Origin of the sequence: Burkholderia cepacia ATCC 25416, from assembly GCF_001411495.1 — a bacterium.
GTDB lineage: Bacteria > Pseudomonadota > Gammaproteobacteria > Burkholderiales > Burkholderiaceae > Burkholderia > Burkholderia cepacia.
This window is the reverse complement of sequence record NZ_CP012983.1, coordinates 594146-608646: the sequence shown is the minus strand read 5'-3', so window position 1 is coordinate 608646 and position 14501 is coordinate 594146. Positions and strand designations below refer to the sequence as shown.

Genomic DNA, 14501 nt, shown 5'->3' with positions numbered 1-14501 from the left:
GGCTGATCCACGCCTGCGCCGCCCGAACCACGCGGCACATCCGATACCCGCCGGCCGCCGCGTCGAAGGCGGCGCGGCCGCTTAATCTCAAGCTCAAGCTCAAGCTCAAGCTCAATCTCAAGCTCAAGCACCGGCAGCCGTCGCGTACGCGACGCATTGGCGCGCGAGCACGTCGGTCGGATCGACCAGCGTCGCACGCACACCGTTCGGCGCGACATATTCGCGGCCCGGCAGCAGGATCGGCAGCTCGGTGCAGCCGAGAACGATCACTTCGACGCCGTCGGCAATCAGCGCGTCGACGGCGGCATCGATGTCCGCTTGGCACTGGCCGGTCGTAAAGCCGGCCTTGACACCCCGCTCTCCGTAGATTGCTTCCATCACGCGCGCCTGCAGTGCCGGCGCCGGCGCGACCTGTCGGAATCCATACGATTCGAGCGCCTTTTCGTATACGCCGCTTTCGATCGTGCCCGACGTTGCCAGCACGCCGACCTCGCGCAGCCCCGGATACGCATCGCGCAGATGGGCGGCCGTCACGGTCAGCATGTTTACGATCGGAATGCCGAGGTGCGGTTGAACCCGCTCGACAAACGCATGCGCGGTATTGCACGGAATCGCGATGAGATCCGCCTCCCCGTCCTCGAGCCGCCTGCACGTCGCATACAGCGAGATCGTGGGGTCGGTCCCGTCGCCGACGAGGTTCGCCGTGCGGTCCGGGATCTGCGGATTCTGTTCGACCAGCAGCTTGATGTGCTCCTGGTCGCGCGAAGCCGGTGTGTTTCGAACGATCTTGTCCAGGAAGTCCACCGTCGCGGCCGGCCCGACGCCACCGACGACCCCGATCTTGAATACCGGTGCACGGGCCGCGCATCGGGTCGAAACCGCGTACTGCGCATATGCGAGATTCGAATCGATCAGCGGTATCCGCAGCGGCCCGATTTCGTCCGCCACGAGCGCAATCTCCGTCAGCCCCGGAACGATGACCTGCGCGCCCTGGTCCGCCAGATCCTCGCATGCGTCGCGCAGCAGCTCGACCGGCCGGCCGCGAAGATTGCCGCGCTTGATGCCGTCCGCCCCGTAGATCGCCTCGGTGACGGGATCGACATCGCCGCGCGGCCGCGGATGGACGATCTCGAACTGCGGCGCCGGGAAATACCGTTCGAACAGCCCGTCGGCCCGCACATGGTCCGAAGCCAGCACGCCGATGCGTATGGCGCCGGGATACGTGCGCTGCACGTGGCTGCGAACGGCTTCGACGATGTCCACGATCGGCAGGCGCGTATTGGCCTTCAGTTCGTCGATGAAGGTGTGGCTCAGGAAGCACGGCAGCACCACGGTCGTCACGCCGCGTTTCTCGAACGCGCGGATCATGTCGAACACGTACAGCTTGCGCGCCGTCGTCGCCGCGCTGCCCGAACCCGAACCTCTGAACGGGTGCTGCTCGAAGATCAGGTCGACGTGATCCTCGTCGGACGACGCCGGAGTCGCCTTCACCAGCTTGAAGAACACGTCGGCGCTTCCCAGCGGCCCGAGGCCGCCGACCACGCCGAACGTCCGTCCCGTGCCTGCGATGTCCCGGTGCGTCATGCGTTCAGCTCCCGCGAATCGAACGCGGCGCTGTCCGGCTGCGCGGCGCGCGCGCCCTCCCACTTCGCGATCACGGCCGTCGCCACGCTGTTGCCGATCACGTTCGTCATCGTGCGGCCCATGTCGAGCACCTGGTCGATCGCCAGGATCATGGCCACGCCGGCGGCCGGCAAATGGAACATCGGCGCGACGGCCGCGACGACGACCACCGATCCGCGCGGCACGCTCGCCATGCCCTTGCTGCTCAACATCAGGATCAGCAGCATGAACACCTGCTGCGAAAGCGGCATGTGCACGCCGAACGCCTGTGCGATGAAGAGGGCCGCAAACGCCTGATACATCATCGAGCCGTCCAGGTTGAATGCATAACCGAGCGGCAGCGTGAAACCGACGACCTTCTTGTCGACACCGAACTTCTCGAGCTGCTCGGTCAGGCGCGGATACGCCGCTTCGCTGCTGGCGGTCGAGAACGCGATCAACGCGGGTTCGCGCACGGCCCTCAGCAACGCGCCGACGCGCCGCCCGAGGAACAGGTATCCCGCGCCGATCAGGATCGTCCAGAGGACGAGCAGCCCGAGATAAAACGCGCCGATCAGCTTGCCGTACGTGTAGATCACGTCGAGCCCGCGCAGCGCGACGGACGACGCAATCGCACCGAAGACACCCAGCGGCGCCGCGCGCATCACGTAGTTCGTCAGGCGCAACATCACCGGCACCATGCCGTCGATCGACCGGATGACGATGCCGACACGCTGATCGTGCTTCAGCGCGCCCAGCGCGATGCCGAGAAAGACGGAGAAAACGAGAATCTGCAGGATGTCGTTGCGCGCCATCGCGTCGAGCAGGCTGGTCGGAAACGCGTGCGTGATCACGTCCCTGGCGTTCAGTGCCGCGGTATTCAGGCCGAGGTTGGCCTCGCCCGCGGGTTCCGCCAGGTTCAGGCCGGCGCCGGGCTGCAACGCGTTGGCCATGACGAGGCCGAGGCCCAGCGAAACCAGCGATGCGCAGACGAACCATGCAACCGAGCGCAATCCGATGCGCCCGACGTCCTCACCGCTGTCCATTCCGGCCAGGCCGGAAACGAGCGTCACGAACACGAGCGGCGCAATGATCATCTTGATCAGCCGAAGAAAGATGTCCGTCACGATCGAGAAATACCCTGCGACCGTCTTGAGCGTGCCCGGGTCCGCGATGCTCGTGTGACACGCATAGCCGGCGGCGACGCCGAGGACCATGCCGATTGCGATGCTTGAGGTAAGCCGATTTTTCATGTCCATCCGTCCTTGGGTGACGCCCGACCGCCGGCAGGCGACGGGCCGCGCGACGCGGGCCACGCGTCACATTTGTCGTTGGAACGAATGGTAGGGACGGCCGAACAGACCATGATGCCGGTGCATCATGGCGGTATGCGAGACTCGCATAAGGCGGGAAAACCCTAGCCGCGCCGCGAGGGTTCGGCGTGCAGATGCTGCCAGAGCGTCTCCAGGAACTCGCTGCGATTGGACGCGTCGCGATAGACGCGCAGCTCGATTTCGAGGTTCCATGCCGCCGGCCCGGCCGGCACGAGTTCGCCGGCTGCCAGCTCGGCGGCGATCGCACTCCGCGGCAGCCACGCCACGCCTTCGCCTTCCATCACGAGCTTTTTCAGCACTTCGGCCATGTCGGATTCATAGTGCAGCTGCAACGCCGGCGCATCCGGAGCGCGATCGAGCAGCAACGCGAGGCAGCGCCCGAAGTAGCTGGTGTCCGTATAGGAGATCAGCGGCAGCGGGTGCTGCTTCGTTCCGGGAAGGCGAAATGCGGGCGCCGACCGGCGGTTGGGCCGGCAGGCCGGCATCAACGTGTCGAGGCCGACCGTCACGTGTTCGTACCTGACCGGGTCCAGATGGAGCGGCAGCTCCGGATGGTGATAGGCGAACATCAGCTCGCAGTTGCCGTTGACGAGCATCAGGATCGAATCGTGGACATTCGTCGGAACGACGCGTGCCCGCACCTCGCCGAAATGCGGCGCAAGCGCCTTGAGCCAGGACGGCAGGAAATTCAGCGCGATCGTATGGCCCGCCGCGATCTGCAGGCTCTTGCCCGCGATGCGCTGCTCGGTGCGGATGATCGCGCGTGTGTCGAACAGGCGGCTGAGGACGTCTTCCGCCGTCTCGCGAAACAGCCGCCCTGCAGGCGTCAGGACCGGCGGAAAACTGCTGCGGTCGATCAGTTCGGCGCCGATCCATTGCTCGAGCGACTGGATGCGACGGCTGAAGCCCGACTGCGTGACGTTGCGGAACTCCGCCGCCCGGGAAAAGCTTTGATATTGAGCGAGGGCGATGAAATCCTCGATCCACTTGATTTCCATGTTTGCCTTGGAGGTCTGCAACCGGATCGACTTGCTGCCGACCGGGGGCACGGCGCTGATCGACCGGGCGCATCGTAACGGAAGGCACGGCGGTCGTCATGCCGACGACCGCCGCGGAACGCACGAAAGACATGGACAGGGTACAGGATCGGGAAACCCGGCGGTCGTACGCTCCGCGTTCAGTCCGGCGCCGGCTGTCCCGGTTCGCCATGATCGACGCGGAGCGCGACGGCAGCGGAGCCGGCATCGGCTGCCGCGCGCGACCAACCTTGATCATCATGGCGACGATGCGGCCGCGAGCCGGCCGCCTTCGCCGGTACCGTTCGCGGCCCCCACCCGCTACTTCTGCAGCAGGATCTCCACGCGTCGATTGCTCGCCCGCCCTTCGGCGGTCTCGTTGGAGCCCACCGGATCGGCCTCCCCCTTTCCTGTGGCCGTCACGGAATCCGCGTTCACGCCATGCTCGCGCAAATACGACCCGACCGCCTCCGCGCGGCGCTGCGACAGCGCCAGATTGTGCGCATCCGAGCCGACCGAGTCGGTATAGCCGGTCACCTTCACCAACGAGAAATGCCGGTCCGCCTGACGGCTCAGCAGTGCGTCGAGCGAAGCGCGGGCGGCGGGCGTCAGCGTTGCGGAGTCGGTCGCGAAGTACGTGTCGCCGGTCAGGCTGACCTTTTCCGCGGCGGCCGGTGCCGCCGCCACCGGCGCCGGAAGCGGCGCGGGTGCCGCGCCGCACTGGAACTCGATCGACCGCGGATCCGCGCCGTCGCGGAACGGCGCCTCCGAATCGACCAGTCGAACCGGCTGCGTGTCGCACATGCGCGTCGCGACCTTCATGCAGGTCTTTTCGCTCGACAGGATGCCGTGACAATCGACGCGAAACGTCCGCACGCCGTTTCTCGGCTGCAGTTCGTATGCATTGAACGTCGGCCCGGACGCGCTCGAGCAGGCGGCCAGGGAGACCACGGACACGAGCAGGGCAAGAGAAGTTTTCTTCACTGATTCACTCCCGAAAATCGGTTCGATATCGCGCATGCGGCGCGGCAGTGCGGCCGCATGCGAATGCGTTCTCGTTCAGCGCGAACCGTTCCGGCGCTGCACGCCCAAACGGTTCGCTGCGCACGGATCACTTCCACTGATACAACATACCGGCGCCGACCACGCGCTGACTGCCGGCGAAACCGCCGTTCAGCGTCGCCTTCAGGTTCTCCGTGAGGCGCGCCTGCATGCCGACGGCCATCGCCTTCTGGCCGAGGAAGCTCGCCGTACCGACCCCCATCGCGAAGTTCGAGTCGCGGTCCATGTGCGGGATCGACGCCATGGCGGCCGTCGCGGCAATCCCGTCGCGCGCCATCGAATCGGTCTGCTGGATCTGCTGCTGCATCTGCGTGAGCTGGTTGTTGACCGTGTTCAGCGATTGCGTGAACTGGTTCGATACCGCGTTCAGCTGGTTCACGTTCACCGCGTCGGTGCCCTGCGTGCCGGCCGCGACGTTGACGACCTGGCGCGCCGACTCCGCCGAGCCGACCGCGACGACGTTCGAGCGCCCGCCGTCGTTGCTGCCCGTGCCGATCGCGGTCGATCCGTTGCCCGTTGCGGTCGAGCCGACGCCGATCGCGGTCGAACCGTTGCCGGACGCCAGCGACCCGTTGCCGACCGCCGTGCTGTTCGAGCCCGATGCGACCGCGCCCGAGCCGCCCGCCGACGAATTCGGCCCCGTCGAGCCGGGCGGCACGTTCGTGCCGGTCGGGTTCGTCGTGTACGACCCGCCGAGGTTGGACGTGCGCTGGGTGATCAGCGTCGTCAACTGGTTGGCGACCGAGTCGAGCTGCGACACGTTGACCGCATCGGTGCCGCTCTTGCCGGCCGCGAGGCCGGTGATCTGCCGGTTGCCGATGTTGATTTCGCCGGCCGACGACTGCGGACTGCTCAGGCCGTACGCGATGTAGTTCGTCTGCGCGCCGACGGTGGTCAGCGAACCCGAACCGAGCGCGATGCTGTTCGCGAGCGTCGCCGACGCGCCGGCCCCGAACGCGAGCGCATCGGTTGCCGTGGCGTGCGCGCCCGAACCGAGGGCGACGCTGCCGACGCTCGCCGCGACCGCGTTGGCGCCCTGCGCGACCGACTGCGCGCCGGTGGCCGTCGCGCCGCTGCCGAGCGCCATCGCATCGGCCTGCGCGGCGCTTGCCGCCTGGCCGATCGCGACGCCGCCCGGCGCGGTGGCATCGACGATCGCACCGTTGCCGATCCCCACGCCGTTGTCGCCGTTGACCACCGTCGTCGGGCCGACCGCGACCGACTCCGCGCCGACCGCGAGCGAATCGACGGCCGTCGAGTTCGCATGGAAGTACTTCGTCGTCGTGACCGCGAACGACTGCAGCGCGCCGGCCAGCTGCCGCACGGTCACCGCGTCCTGCTGGCCGGTGCCGTCCGCGACGTTGGTGATCTGGCGATACGTCTTGTTCGTCGCGTCGCCGACCGATACCGCGCCCAGCAGCGTCTGGTCGGTCGTGTTGAACGGAATCGACGCGCTGCCGTTGCGGATGGTCCCCGACGCCGGCACCGTCGCGCGATCGGACACCGACCCGGCGCCGAGCGCGATACTGCCGTCCACCTTCGCGACCGCGTTCGGGCCGATCGCGACACTGTCGAGCCCGAGCGCCTGGCTGTCCGGCGCCGTGGAGTTCGCGTGGAAATACTTGATGCCGTGCGCATTGATGTTGTCGATCGCCGAGCCGACGTTGTTGTTGATCGTCGTCGAACCGTCGCTGTTGTACGTCACGTACGAAGGCGCGGAGATCGTGCCGGTCGTCGGGTCGTAGGTGGCCCCGCCGCCGATCGCGCCGGCCGTACTGTTGCCAAGATTGCCGTTGTTCGACGCGATCGAGCTGAGGCCGGTCGACAGCGAACCGATGCCCGTCGACGTCGCGGTGGACAGCGACGTCAGGTTGCTGTTCGTGCTCGACAGGCCGGTGGACAGCGAACCGACGGTCGTCGAGGTCGACGTCGACAGCGACGAAATCGAGCTGGTCGTCGAGCTGAGGCCGGTGGACAACGAGCCGATGCTCGTCGACGTCGCAGTGGACAGCGATGTCACAGTGCTGTTGGTCGTGCTCAGACCGGTGGACAGCGAAGCGACGCCGGTCGAGGTCGACGTGGACAACGACGTGACCGCGCTGTTCGTCGAACTCAGGCCGGTGGACAGCGAGCTGATGCCCGTCGATGTCGATGTCGACAGCGACGTGACCGTGCTGTTCGTCGAACTCAGGCCGGTGGACAGCGAGCTGATGCCGGTCGACGTCGATGTGGACAGCGACGTGACCGTGCTGTTCGTCGAACTCAGGCCGGTGGACAGCGAGCTGACGCCGGTCGACGTCGAAGTCGACAGCGAAGCCACCGAACTGTTGGTCGAGCTCAGGCCGGTCGAAGTCGACGTGGACAGTGAAGAAATCGCGCTGTTGGCCGACGACAACCCGGTCGACGTGGACGTCGACAATGACGTCACGGTGCTGTTGGTCGAACTCAAGCCCGTGGACAACGAGGTAATGCCGGTCGACGTCGACGTGGACAGCGACGAAATCGCGCTGTTGGCCGACGACAGGCCGGTCGACGTGGACGTCGACAACGAAGTCACCGAGCTGTTGGTCGAACTCAAGCCCGTGGACAACGAGGTAATGCCGGTCGACGTCGACGTGGACAGCGACGTGATCGCACTGTTGGCCGACGACAGGCCGGTCGACGTGGACGTCGACAATGACGTCACCGAGCTATTGGTCGAACTCAAGCCCGTGGACAGCGAGGTAATGCCGGTCGATGTCGACGTGGACAGCGACGTGATCGCGCTATTAGCCGACGACAGGCCGGTCGACGTGGACGTCGACAACGAAGTCACCGAGCTGTTGGTCGAACTCAACCCCGTCGACAACGAGCCGATCCCGGTCGACGTCGACGTCGACAACGACGTGATCGCGCTATTGGCCGACGACAGCCCGGTCGACAACGACGACACCCCCGTCGACAACGAACTGACGCTCGACGCGGTCGACGTCGACAGCGAATTCACCGCCTGGTTCGTCGCATCGAGCTGCGACCCGTTGATCGCATCCGTGCTCGCCGAATTGATGCGTCCGGCCGCGACGTTGGTGATCTGGCGCTCGGTACCCGCCGCACCGACGCTGACGACGCTGGTCGGGTTGGTGCCGTTGAAGTTGTAGGTGACGCCGCCGATCACCGCGCTCGCCGTCGGATTCGGCGCGGCCGTCGTCGACCCGGAACCGAGCGCGACGTCGTTTGCATTGTTCGCCACGGCCGACGCGCCGAACGCCACCGCACCGGCTGCCGCTGCCGTCGACGTATTGCCGAGCGCGAGCGAGCCCGTACCCTGCGCGAGGTTCGAATTGCCGATCGCAACCGCGCCGTCGCCGTTCGCGGTGTTGTTCGAACCCATCGTGACCGCGCCGGTGCCGATCGCGGTGCTCGGGTCGCCGATCGCCACCGCGCCGTTGCCGCTGACCGTCTGCCCCAGGCCGAGCGCGACCGCCCCGACGCCGCTCAACACCTTCGAGCTGTTGCCGCCTGCGATCGACCCCGCGCCTGCCGCGGCCGCGACCGAATTGCTGTCGCCGATCGCCACGGTGGACGCCGCGGCCGCGACACTGTTGATGCCGATGGCCGTCGCATTCGTGGCCGACGCCGTCGCACCGGGCCCCAGTGCGGTCGCCGAGATGCCGCTGCCGAGCGCGAGATTGCCGAGCGCGACCGCAAACTGCTGCGTCGCGGTCGACTGCACACCCATCGCGATCGAACTGACGCCCGACGCATTTGCGCTCAGCCCGTACGCCATTGCCTGATCGGCACCGGCCGTCGTCTTCGAACCCAGCGCGATCGAACTCACGCCAAGCGACTGCGTGCCCGAGCCCGGTACGCCGGCCGTCCCGCCCCAGCCGATCGCGATCGATGTTGCGCCCTTCGCGCCGCTGTTGACGCCCATCGAGATCGCGGAATTGCCTGACGTCAACGCACCGCTGCCCACCGCCACGCCGGCTGCGCCGGAACTCGTCGACTGGTTGCCGAGCGCAATCGCGCCCTGATTGGTCGCCTGCGACGAATAGCCGAGTGCAACGCCGCCGATGCCCGACGAAACCGCACCGAGTCCAAGCGCAACCGCATACTGACCAGATGCCGTTGCATTGTTCCCGAGTCCGACGGCGGACGTGCCGTTCGCGGTCGCGCCACTGCCGATCGCGACCGTGCCGGTCTGCGTCGCCTGCGCTGAATTACCGACCGCAACCGAATATGCGCCCGAACCGATCGCCTGCACGCCGAGCGATGCACTGTTGACGCCGGTCGCCTGCGCGTTGATGCCGACGGCCGTCGAACCGTCTGCCATCGCATGCGCGCCCGGCCCCAGCGCCGTGGCGGAAACGCCTGCTGCCGTCGACAGGTTGCCCAGCGCGGTCGAGTTCTGCTGCGCGGCACTCGACCCGACGCCGATCGAGATCGACGTCACGCCGCCGGTCGCGGAACCGCCGTCCGGCGCGTATTGCGCGTGCGCCCCCGCATGGAACAACGCAAGATACGTGGACGCCATCAGCACGGCCAGCCGTCGCGGCGACGGCGCCGAAAGCAGGCCCGCGCGTTGCGCGGCGCCCTCGTTCGCCGCATGCTCGCGCGGGCCGCTCGCCGACGCGACACGCTTGCCACGCGCACGGTCAAGCTCGGAAGCCGCAACCCAGGCCCCCAGTGCTTCGTTCCAGATCGACTTGAACGACTTGTTCATCTTGTGTTCCCTCGGTTCTCATGTGCTGGATGACGCGGCAGCAAACGCGACGGCAGGCGATGACGCATCGGCCTGCCCCCTCGTCCGTGCCGCGACGCTTCGCGCTTCAATTTGGATGGCTAACTAAACGATCGAACAACACTGCTCGGTAATCGCGATCGCGCGGGCGATCGCACGACTGCACGCCGCACGCGTGCATCGGCACGCGGCGCGGCTGCACTCGCCGGTTATCGGTTCATCGAAGCCGATGTCGCGCGAAAGACGGCAACGCGCGACCCCGCGCATCCGCATGCGCGCGCCGTCGCGCCGAGCCGGCGGCGACCTCGAATTTCATGGGAAGGCGTCGTTCAGACGCCGGATGGACGGATGCCGACCCGAACCCCGGGGCGGCCCGTCACGATTCATTCAGGAGGAGGATGACGCCGAGTAGTCCCCGGGTATGAAGCATGCGCACCCGGTTCGCTCGAACCGGTGCGTTGACCTGCCATGCCTGTCGCGTTCATGTTTTTCGTGCCCGCCTGATTCGAGAACGCGCTGCGCGATCGCACCCGGACGGATCAGACCACCGGGCTGCGCGCGCAGCCGCTCACCTTCTCCGCCGGCAGTCAAACGCTTTTCCGGATTTCCGGAAATAGCGCCTGACTTGCCGAACGCCCCCGCATCGATTTAATCGGTCGAATTTTCTTGACGATTTTTTTGGTCGATGCGTCACACCCTGACCAACCTCACAATCTTTCCGCTTATCTTGTATACGCACTCATTCGGAAAATTATGAAATTTGTATTACCCTCGTGCCAATTTTCTTGTCCGTCATCGCATTCCCACATCCTGAGAATTGCCATCATTCGATGTCACATTGAATATCGCGTCATCTGAATAGGGCAGCGGCAGGAATCCTTGCAAAACCGTTCCCCTCGAAGAACCGATTCCAGCCGCGCCGGGGCTAGTGTGCGGTCATCCGTTCAAACGCATCTTTTCTGGAGCGGAAAAAAACTTTTCCCGAGCGGACGGCATTTACATTCATACATTCCCGCTCGAAATCCGGTTTTCATCCGGATAAATCTTGACCGTCCCGCAAAAAGAAATTAATCAGGCGAGCGTCGATTCAGCGCATCAACTTCACACTGGAAGGCATCGTCTCTCGACATAACTCGCTCGAATTCATTCTGCGGGCCAATTCGATTCATCAACCGATAAAATCCGGAAATAAAGACCGATATTAAAAATGCACTTCGGCATGTTTTTCCACTCCGATTCCATTCGGCGGAACGCCAGTGTCGAAACCGCGCGGCGCCCCGCCGAATATGCCCACACGGGCCGCACGGAATCCTCACAATCGGTACTGTTGTCGACATATAATTTTTCGCAACAATCGCGCTGAAAGCGAAGCTTTCAATCCGACCGACCACCCTTCCACCGCGTCCGCCACCATGTCATCCCGCTCGTCCAGCCCGGCGTCGCTTCGCTCCACGCCGGATCTCGCCGACGCCCATATTCTTGTCGTCGACGATCGCCCGAACGACCTGCGGCTCCTGACCGAAATCCTGCGGGCCGCGCGGTGCCGGATCAGCGTCGCGTTCGACGGGCTGCAGGCGTATCACCGCGCCCAGGCGATCGCGCCCGACCTGATCCTGATGGATGTCCGCATGCCGCGCATGGACGGCTTCGCCGCGTGCCGGCTGCTGGCGTCGACGCCGTCGACGCAGTCCATCCCGGTCATCATCCTCACGGCCGCGGGCGATCTCGAGGATCGCATCGCGGGGCTCGAAACCGGCGCGATCGACTACATCGTCAAGCCGTTCGAGCCGACCGAAGTGCTGGCCCGGATCCGCAACCACCTGAAGCGCGCGCGGCGCAGCCAGCCGTTCGCGCACCTGCCCGAGATGCCCGACAACCCGGAGGCGGCCCTCGTGCGCGCGGCGGCCGAGGTCCTGCTGCGCGACCTGCGCCATCCGCCGGCGCTCGAGGATCTCGCCCGGCAGGTCGGCACCCACGAAAAACGGCTGTCGCGCGTGTTCCGCGACCAGCTCGGCCTGACCGTGTTCGAGTACCTGCGCGACACGCGCCTGCGCGCCGCGATGCATTTCCTCGCGGAGACGTCGATGGGGATCGGCGACATCGCCGAGGAAATCGGCTTTTCCACGCCCGGCAATTTCGCGACGGCGTTCCGCGAACGCTTCGGCATCACGCCGTCCGACTGGCGGCGCCAGCGCCATGCGGTCAACGCGCCGCCCACACCCGGCGGGCATCATCCCGATGTGTAGTCGCGACGCGGCTTGGGCAGCCGGATGGCGCGCGGTGCTGCTGCTTCTGATCGCACTGGCCGTCACCTGCGCGACGGCCCGCGCGGCAGCGACGCCGAACCCCGCGCAACTGGAAGCCGTGTCGGTGTTCGAGGACACGAGCACGACGATGACCGCCGAACAGGTCGCCGCGCGCGTTGCCGATCAGCCGCACGATGCGTCCACGACGACCGCGCCCTCGTTCAACATCGCCTTTTCGCGGTCGGCATGGTGGGTCAGCGCGACGCTGACCAACCGTGACAGCGCCGCTCGGCCGCTGGTGCTGGCGCTTCGCGATGCGCGCGTCGACCATGCCGACTTCTATGTCGGCCGGAACGGCCGGTGGACGCTCGACAGCCGCTTTCCGGCGGCCGACGCCGGCGGCGATGCGGCCGGGCCGCCGTCGCGCTACCCGGCACTCAACATCACGCTGCCCGCCGGCGCAAGCATCCCCGTGCTGATCCGCGTCACGTCGCGCAAGGAGATGCGGCTCGCGCCGGTGGCATTCACCCGTGCGGCATGGGATGCGCTGGAACGGCGCGCGACGATGTGGGACTTCGGTTTCTTCGGCGGGCTGCTCGCGCTCGTGTGGTGCGCGCTGCTGATCGGGTTCTTTTCGCGCAGCGGCGTGTTCTACGTACTGGCCGGGATTGCACTGGGCACGACGCTGTTCGAGGCGGCCTACCGCGGTTATACGGCGATGGCGCTGCCGCCCGCGCTGCGCGAGTGGTCGGCACGCGGCGAAATCATCTTCGTGTACCTCGCGATCGCCTGCTTCATCGTCTTCATCCTGACGGTCGCCCGACGCGAACAGGCCAGGCTGCCGTTGCGCGCGGTCTACATGGCATTCCTCGCGCTCGAGTTCGTCGGCGTGGCCGGCGCCGCCTGCGGCGACCTGCTGACCTTCACGTGGTTCTGCCTGCGGCTGAACGCGGCGCTGGGGATCGTCAACATCAGCCTCGCGCTGTGGCTCGCCGTCCGCCGCACGCCGACCGGCCGCGTGATGCTGATCGCGATCGCGTTCGCCACCTTCAACATGCTGATCCGCGTGCTCGACGGCATCGACGCGTTGCCGCCGGTGCTGTCCTGGCTCAAGTCCGACATCTATCCGAACCCCGTCATCGCGATCGTCGGGCTTGCCACGCACCTGCTGGTGCTGGCCGCGTGGATCCATCACGTGGGCCGTCAGCGCACCGAGGCGCGCAAGCGGCTCGAACACTGGCAGCTCACCGAACAGGATCGCCTGCGCGACGAAGTCGCACGACGCACGCTCGCGCTCAACGACGCGCTCCAGCAGGTCACGACGCACATGCAGCAGAAGATCGAGACGCTCGGCTACGTCAGCCACGACCTGCGCGCGCCGCTGTCGACGATCAACGGCTACGCGAAGCTGCTGCTGCAAGGCGCGACGCGCGGCCAGGCGCGGCTGATCCGCTCGATCGACCGCAGCATCCGCTACCAGCTCACGCTGATCGACGAACTGCTCGCGTTCACGAAAGCCGAGCTGCAGCCGCTCGGCGTGTCGCCGGACGCGACCGACCTGCCCGGCCTGCTCGACGACATCGGCCACTATGCACTCGCGCTGTGCGCGCAGCAGGACAACCGGTTCGCGTACCGGCCGGCCAGCCCGCTGCCGCGCACGATGTCGATCGACGGGATGCGGCTGCAGCAGGTGCTGCTGAACCTGCTGTCCAACGCATCGAAGTTCACGCGCGACGGCACGGTCACGTTGTCGGTGCATGCGTCGCGCGAAGGCGACGCATGGCGCCTGCTGTTCGAGGTCGCCGATACGGGCATCGGCATCGACATCAGCGGCACCCGCGACATCTTTCGCGCGTACCAGCAGGTGCAGGCCGTCAACGGCGGCACCGGGCTCGGCCTGTTCATCGCGCAGCGCATCGTCGGCGCGATGGGCGGCGAGCTGGCCGTCGCGAGCCAGCCCGGCATCGGCACGTCGTTCTCGTTCGCGATCGTCGCGCCGGCCGTCGGGCACGTGCTCGTGCCGGCATCGGAGCTCGTGCGGCGGTTTCATGCGGCGGACGAGGCCGTGCCGGGCGGCACCGTGCCCGCGATGGGCTGCCCGCCCGACGATGCACTCGATGCGCTGATCCGGCTCGCCGGCAACGGGCAGCTCACCGATATCGAGGAATGGCTCGGCCAGTACGCGGACGAACAGGATTACGCGGCCTTCGTGCAGGAGGTGCGCGAGCATCTCGATACGCTGGACCTGCATGCGATCGAGAAGCTGGCCGGTACGCTGAAACGCGCACGCCACGCGGCGGCGACGGATGACGCGGAGACGGACGCGGCCGGGCCGGCTTGATCGCGCGGACGGGACATCGCCGGCACCGCGTCAGGCCCGCGTTCCGGATTCCGCCGCGCCGATCGTCCAGCCCGCAACGCGATCGCTTCACCGGCCGTCCCCCCGCTCGCGCTTTCCGATACGCGCCCCGTCGAGCACCCGGCACGCACACGTTTGCGTGCCGCACCGCGCCCACTTGGA

Annotated in this window: 7 protein-coding genes; 2 read left to right on the top strand and 5 right to left on the bottom strand. The window is 66.6% G+C overall.

Annotated features, from left to right (window positions below; all coding sequences use genetic code 11):
* Positions 1–123: 123 nt before the first annotated feature.
* From cuyB to APZ15_RS41500, 5 genes are all read right to left on the bottom strand, one after another.
* Positions 124–1584 (bottom strand): cysteate racemase, encoded by a 1461-nt coding sequence (cuyB, locus tag APZ15_RS34955; protein ID WP_027792803.1) that lies wholly within the window; start codon positions 1582–1584, stop codon positions 124–126.
* Complete coding sequence (locus APZ15_RS34950) at positions 1581–2855, bottom strand: dicarboxylate/amino acid:cation symporter (protein WP_027792804.1); 1275 nt, start codon at positions 2853–2855, stop codon at positions 1581–1583. Before APZ15_RS34950 ends, cuyB begins: the two co-directional genes overlap by 4 nt.
* A gap of 164 nt (positions 2856–3019) precedes the next feature.
* Positions 3020–3934 carry a LysR substrate-binding domain-containing protein gene (locus tag APZ15_RS34945; RefSeq protein WP_027792805.1) on the bottom strand — a complete coding sequence of 305 codons (915 nt, stop codon included), beginning with the start codon at positions 3932–3934 and terminating at the stop codon, positions 3020–3022.
* 339 nt (positions 3935–4273) lie between these two features.
* Positions 4274–4936, bottom strand: coding sequence for an OmpA family protein (locus APZ15_RS34940; protein WP_027792806.1), 663 nt, complete (start codon positions 4934–4936; stop codon positions 4274–4276).
* A gap of 127 nt (positions 4937–5063) precedes the next feature.
* Complete coding sequence (locus tag APZ15_RS41500) at positions 5064–9716, bottom strand: YadA-like family protein (RefSeq protein WP_027792807.1); 4653 nt, start codon at positions 9714–9716, stop codon at positions 5064–5066.
* Between the two features lie 1430 nt (positions 9717–11146).
* On the opposite strand from APZ15_RS41500, the gene APZ15_RS34930 reads away from it, so the two are divergent.
* Entirely contained in the window at positions 11147–11980 is an 834-nt protein-coding gene (locus APZ15_RS34930; RefSeq protein WP_027792808.1) for a response regulator transcription factor, read from the top strand.
* On the top strand, positions 11973–14321 hold the full coding sequence (locus APZ15_RS34925) for a sensor histidine kinase (protein ID WP_027792809.1): 2349 nt from the start codon (positions 11973–11975) through the stop codon (positions 14319–14321). The genes APZ15_RS34930 and APZ15_RS34925 overlap by 8 nt, the downstream gene beginning before the upstream one ends.
* Positions 14322–14501: the final 180 nt, after the last annotated feature.

Bases quoted from the DNA above. Each gene is read 5' to 3' on its own strand.
- cuyB (WP_027792803.1), bottom strand. From the start codon at position 1,584: ATGACGCACCGGGACATCGCAGGCACGGGACGGACGTTCGGCGTGGTC.
- APZ15_RS34930 (WP_027792808.1), top strand. From the start codon at position 11,147: ATGTCATCCCGCTCGTCCAGCCCGGCGTCGCTTCGCTCCACGCCGGAT.
- APZ15_RS41500 (WP_027792807.1), bottom strand. From the start codon at position 9,716: ATGAACAAGTCGTTCAAGTCGATCTGGAACGAAGCACTGGGGGCCTGG.
- APZ15_RS34945 (WP_027792805.1), bottom strand. From the start codon at position 3,934: ATGGAAATCAAGTGGATCGAGGATTTCATCGCCCTCGCTCAATATCAA.
- APZ15_RS34950 (WP_027792804.1), bottom strand. From the start codon at position 2,855: ATGAAAAATCGGCTTACCTCAAGCATCGCAATCGGCATGGTCCTCGGC.
- APZ15_RS34925 (WP_027792809.1), top strand. From the start codon at position 11,973: ATGTGTAGTCGCGACGCGGCTTGGGCAGCCGGATGGCGCGCGGTGCTG.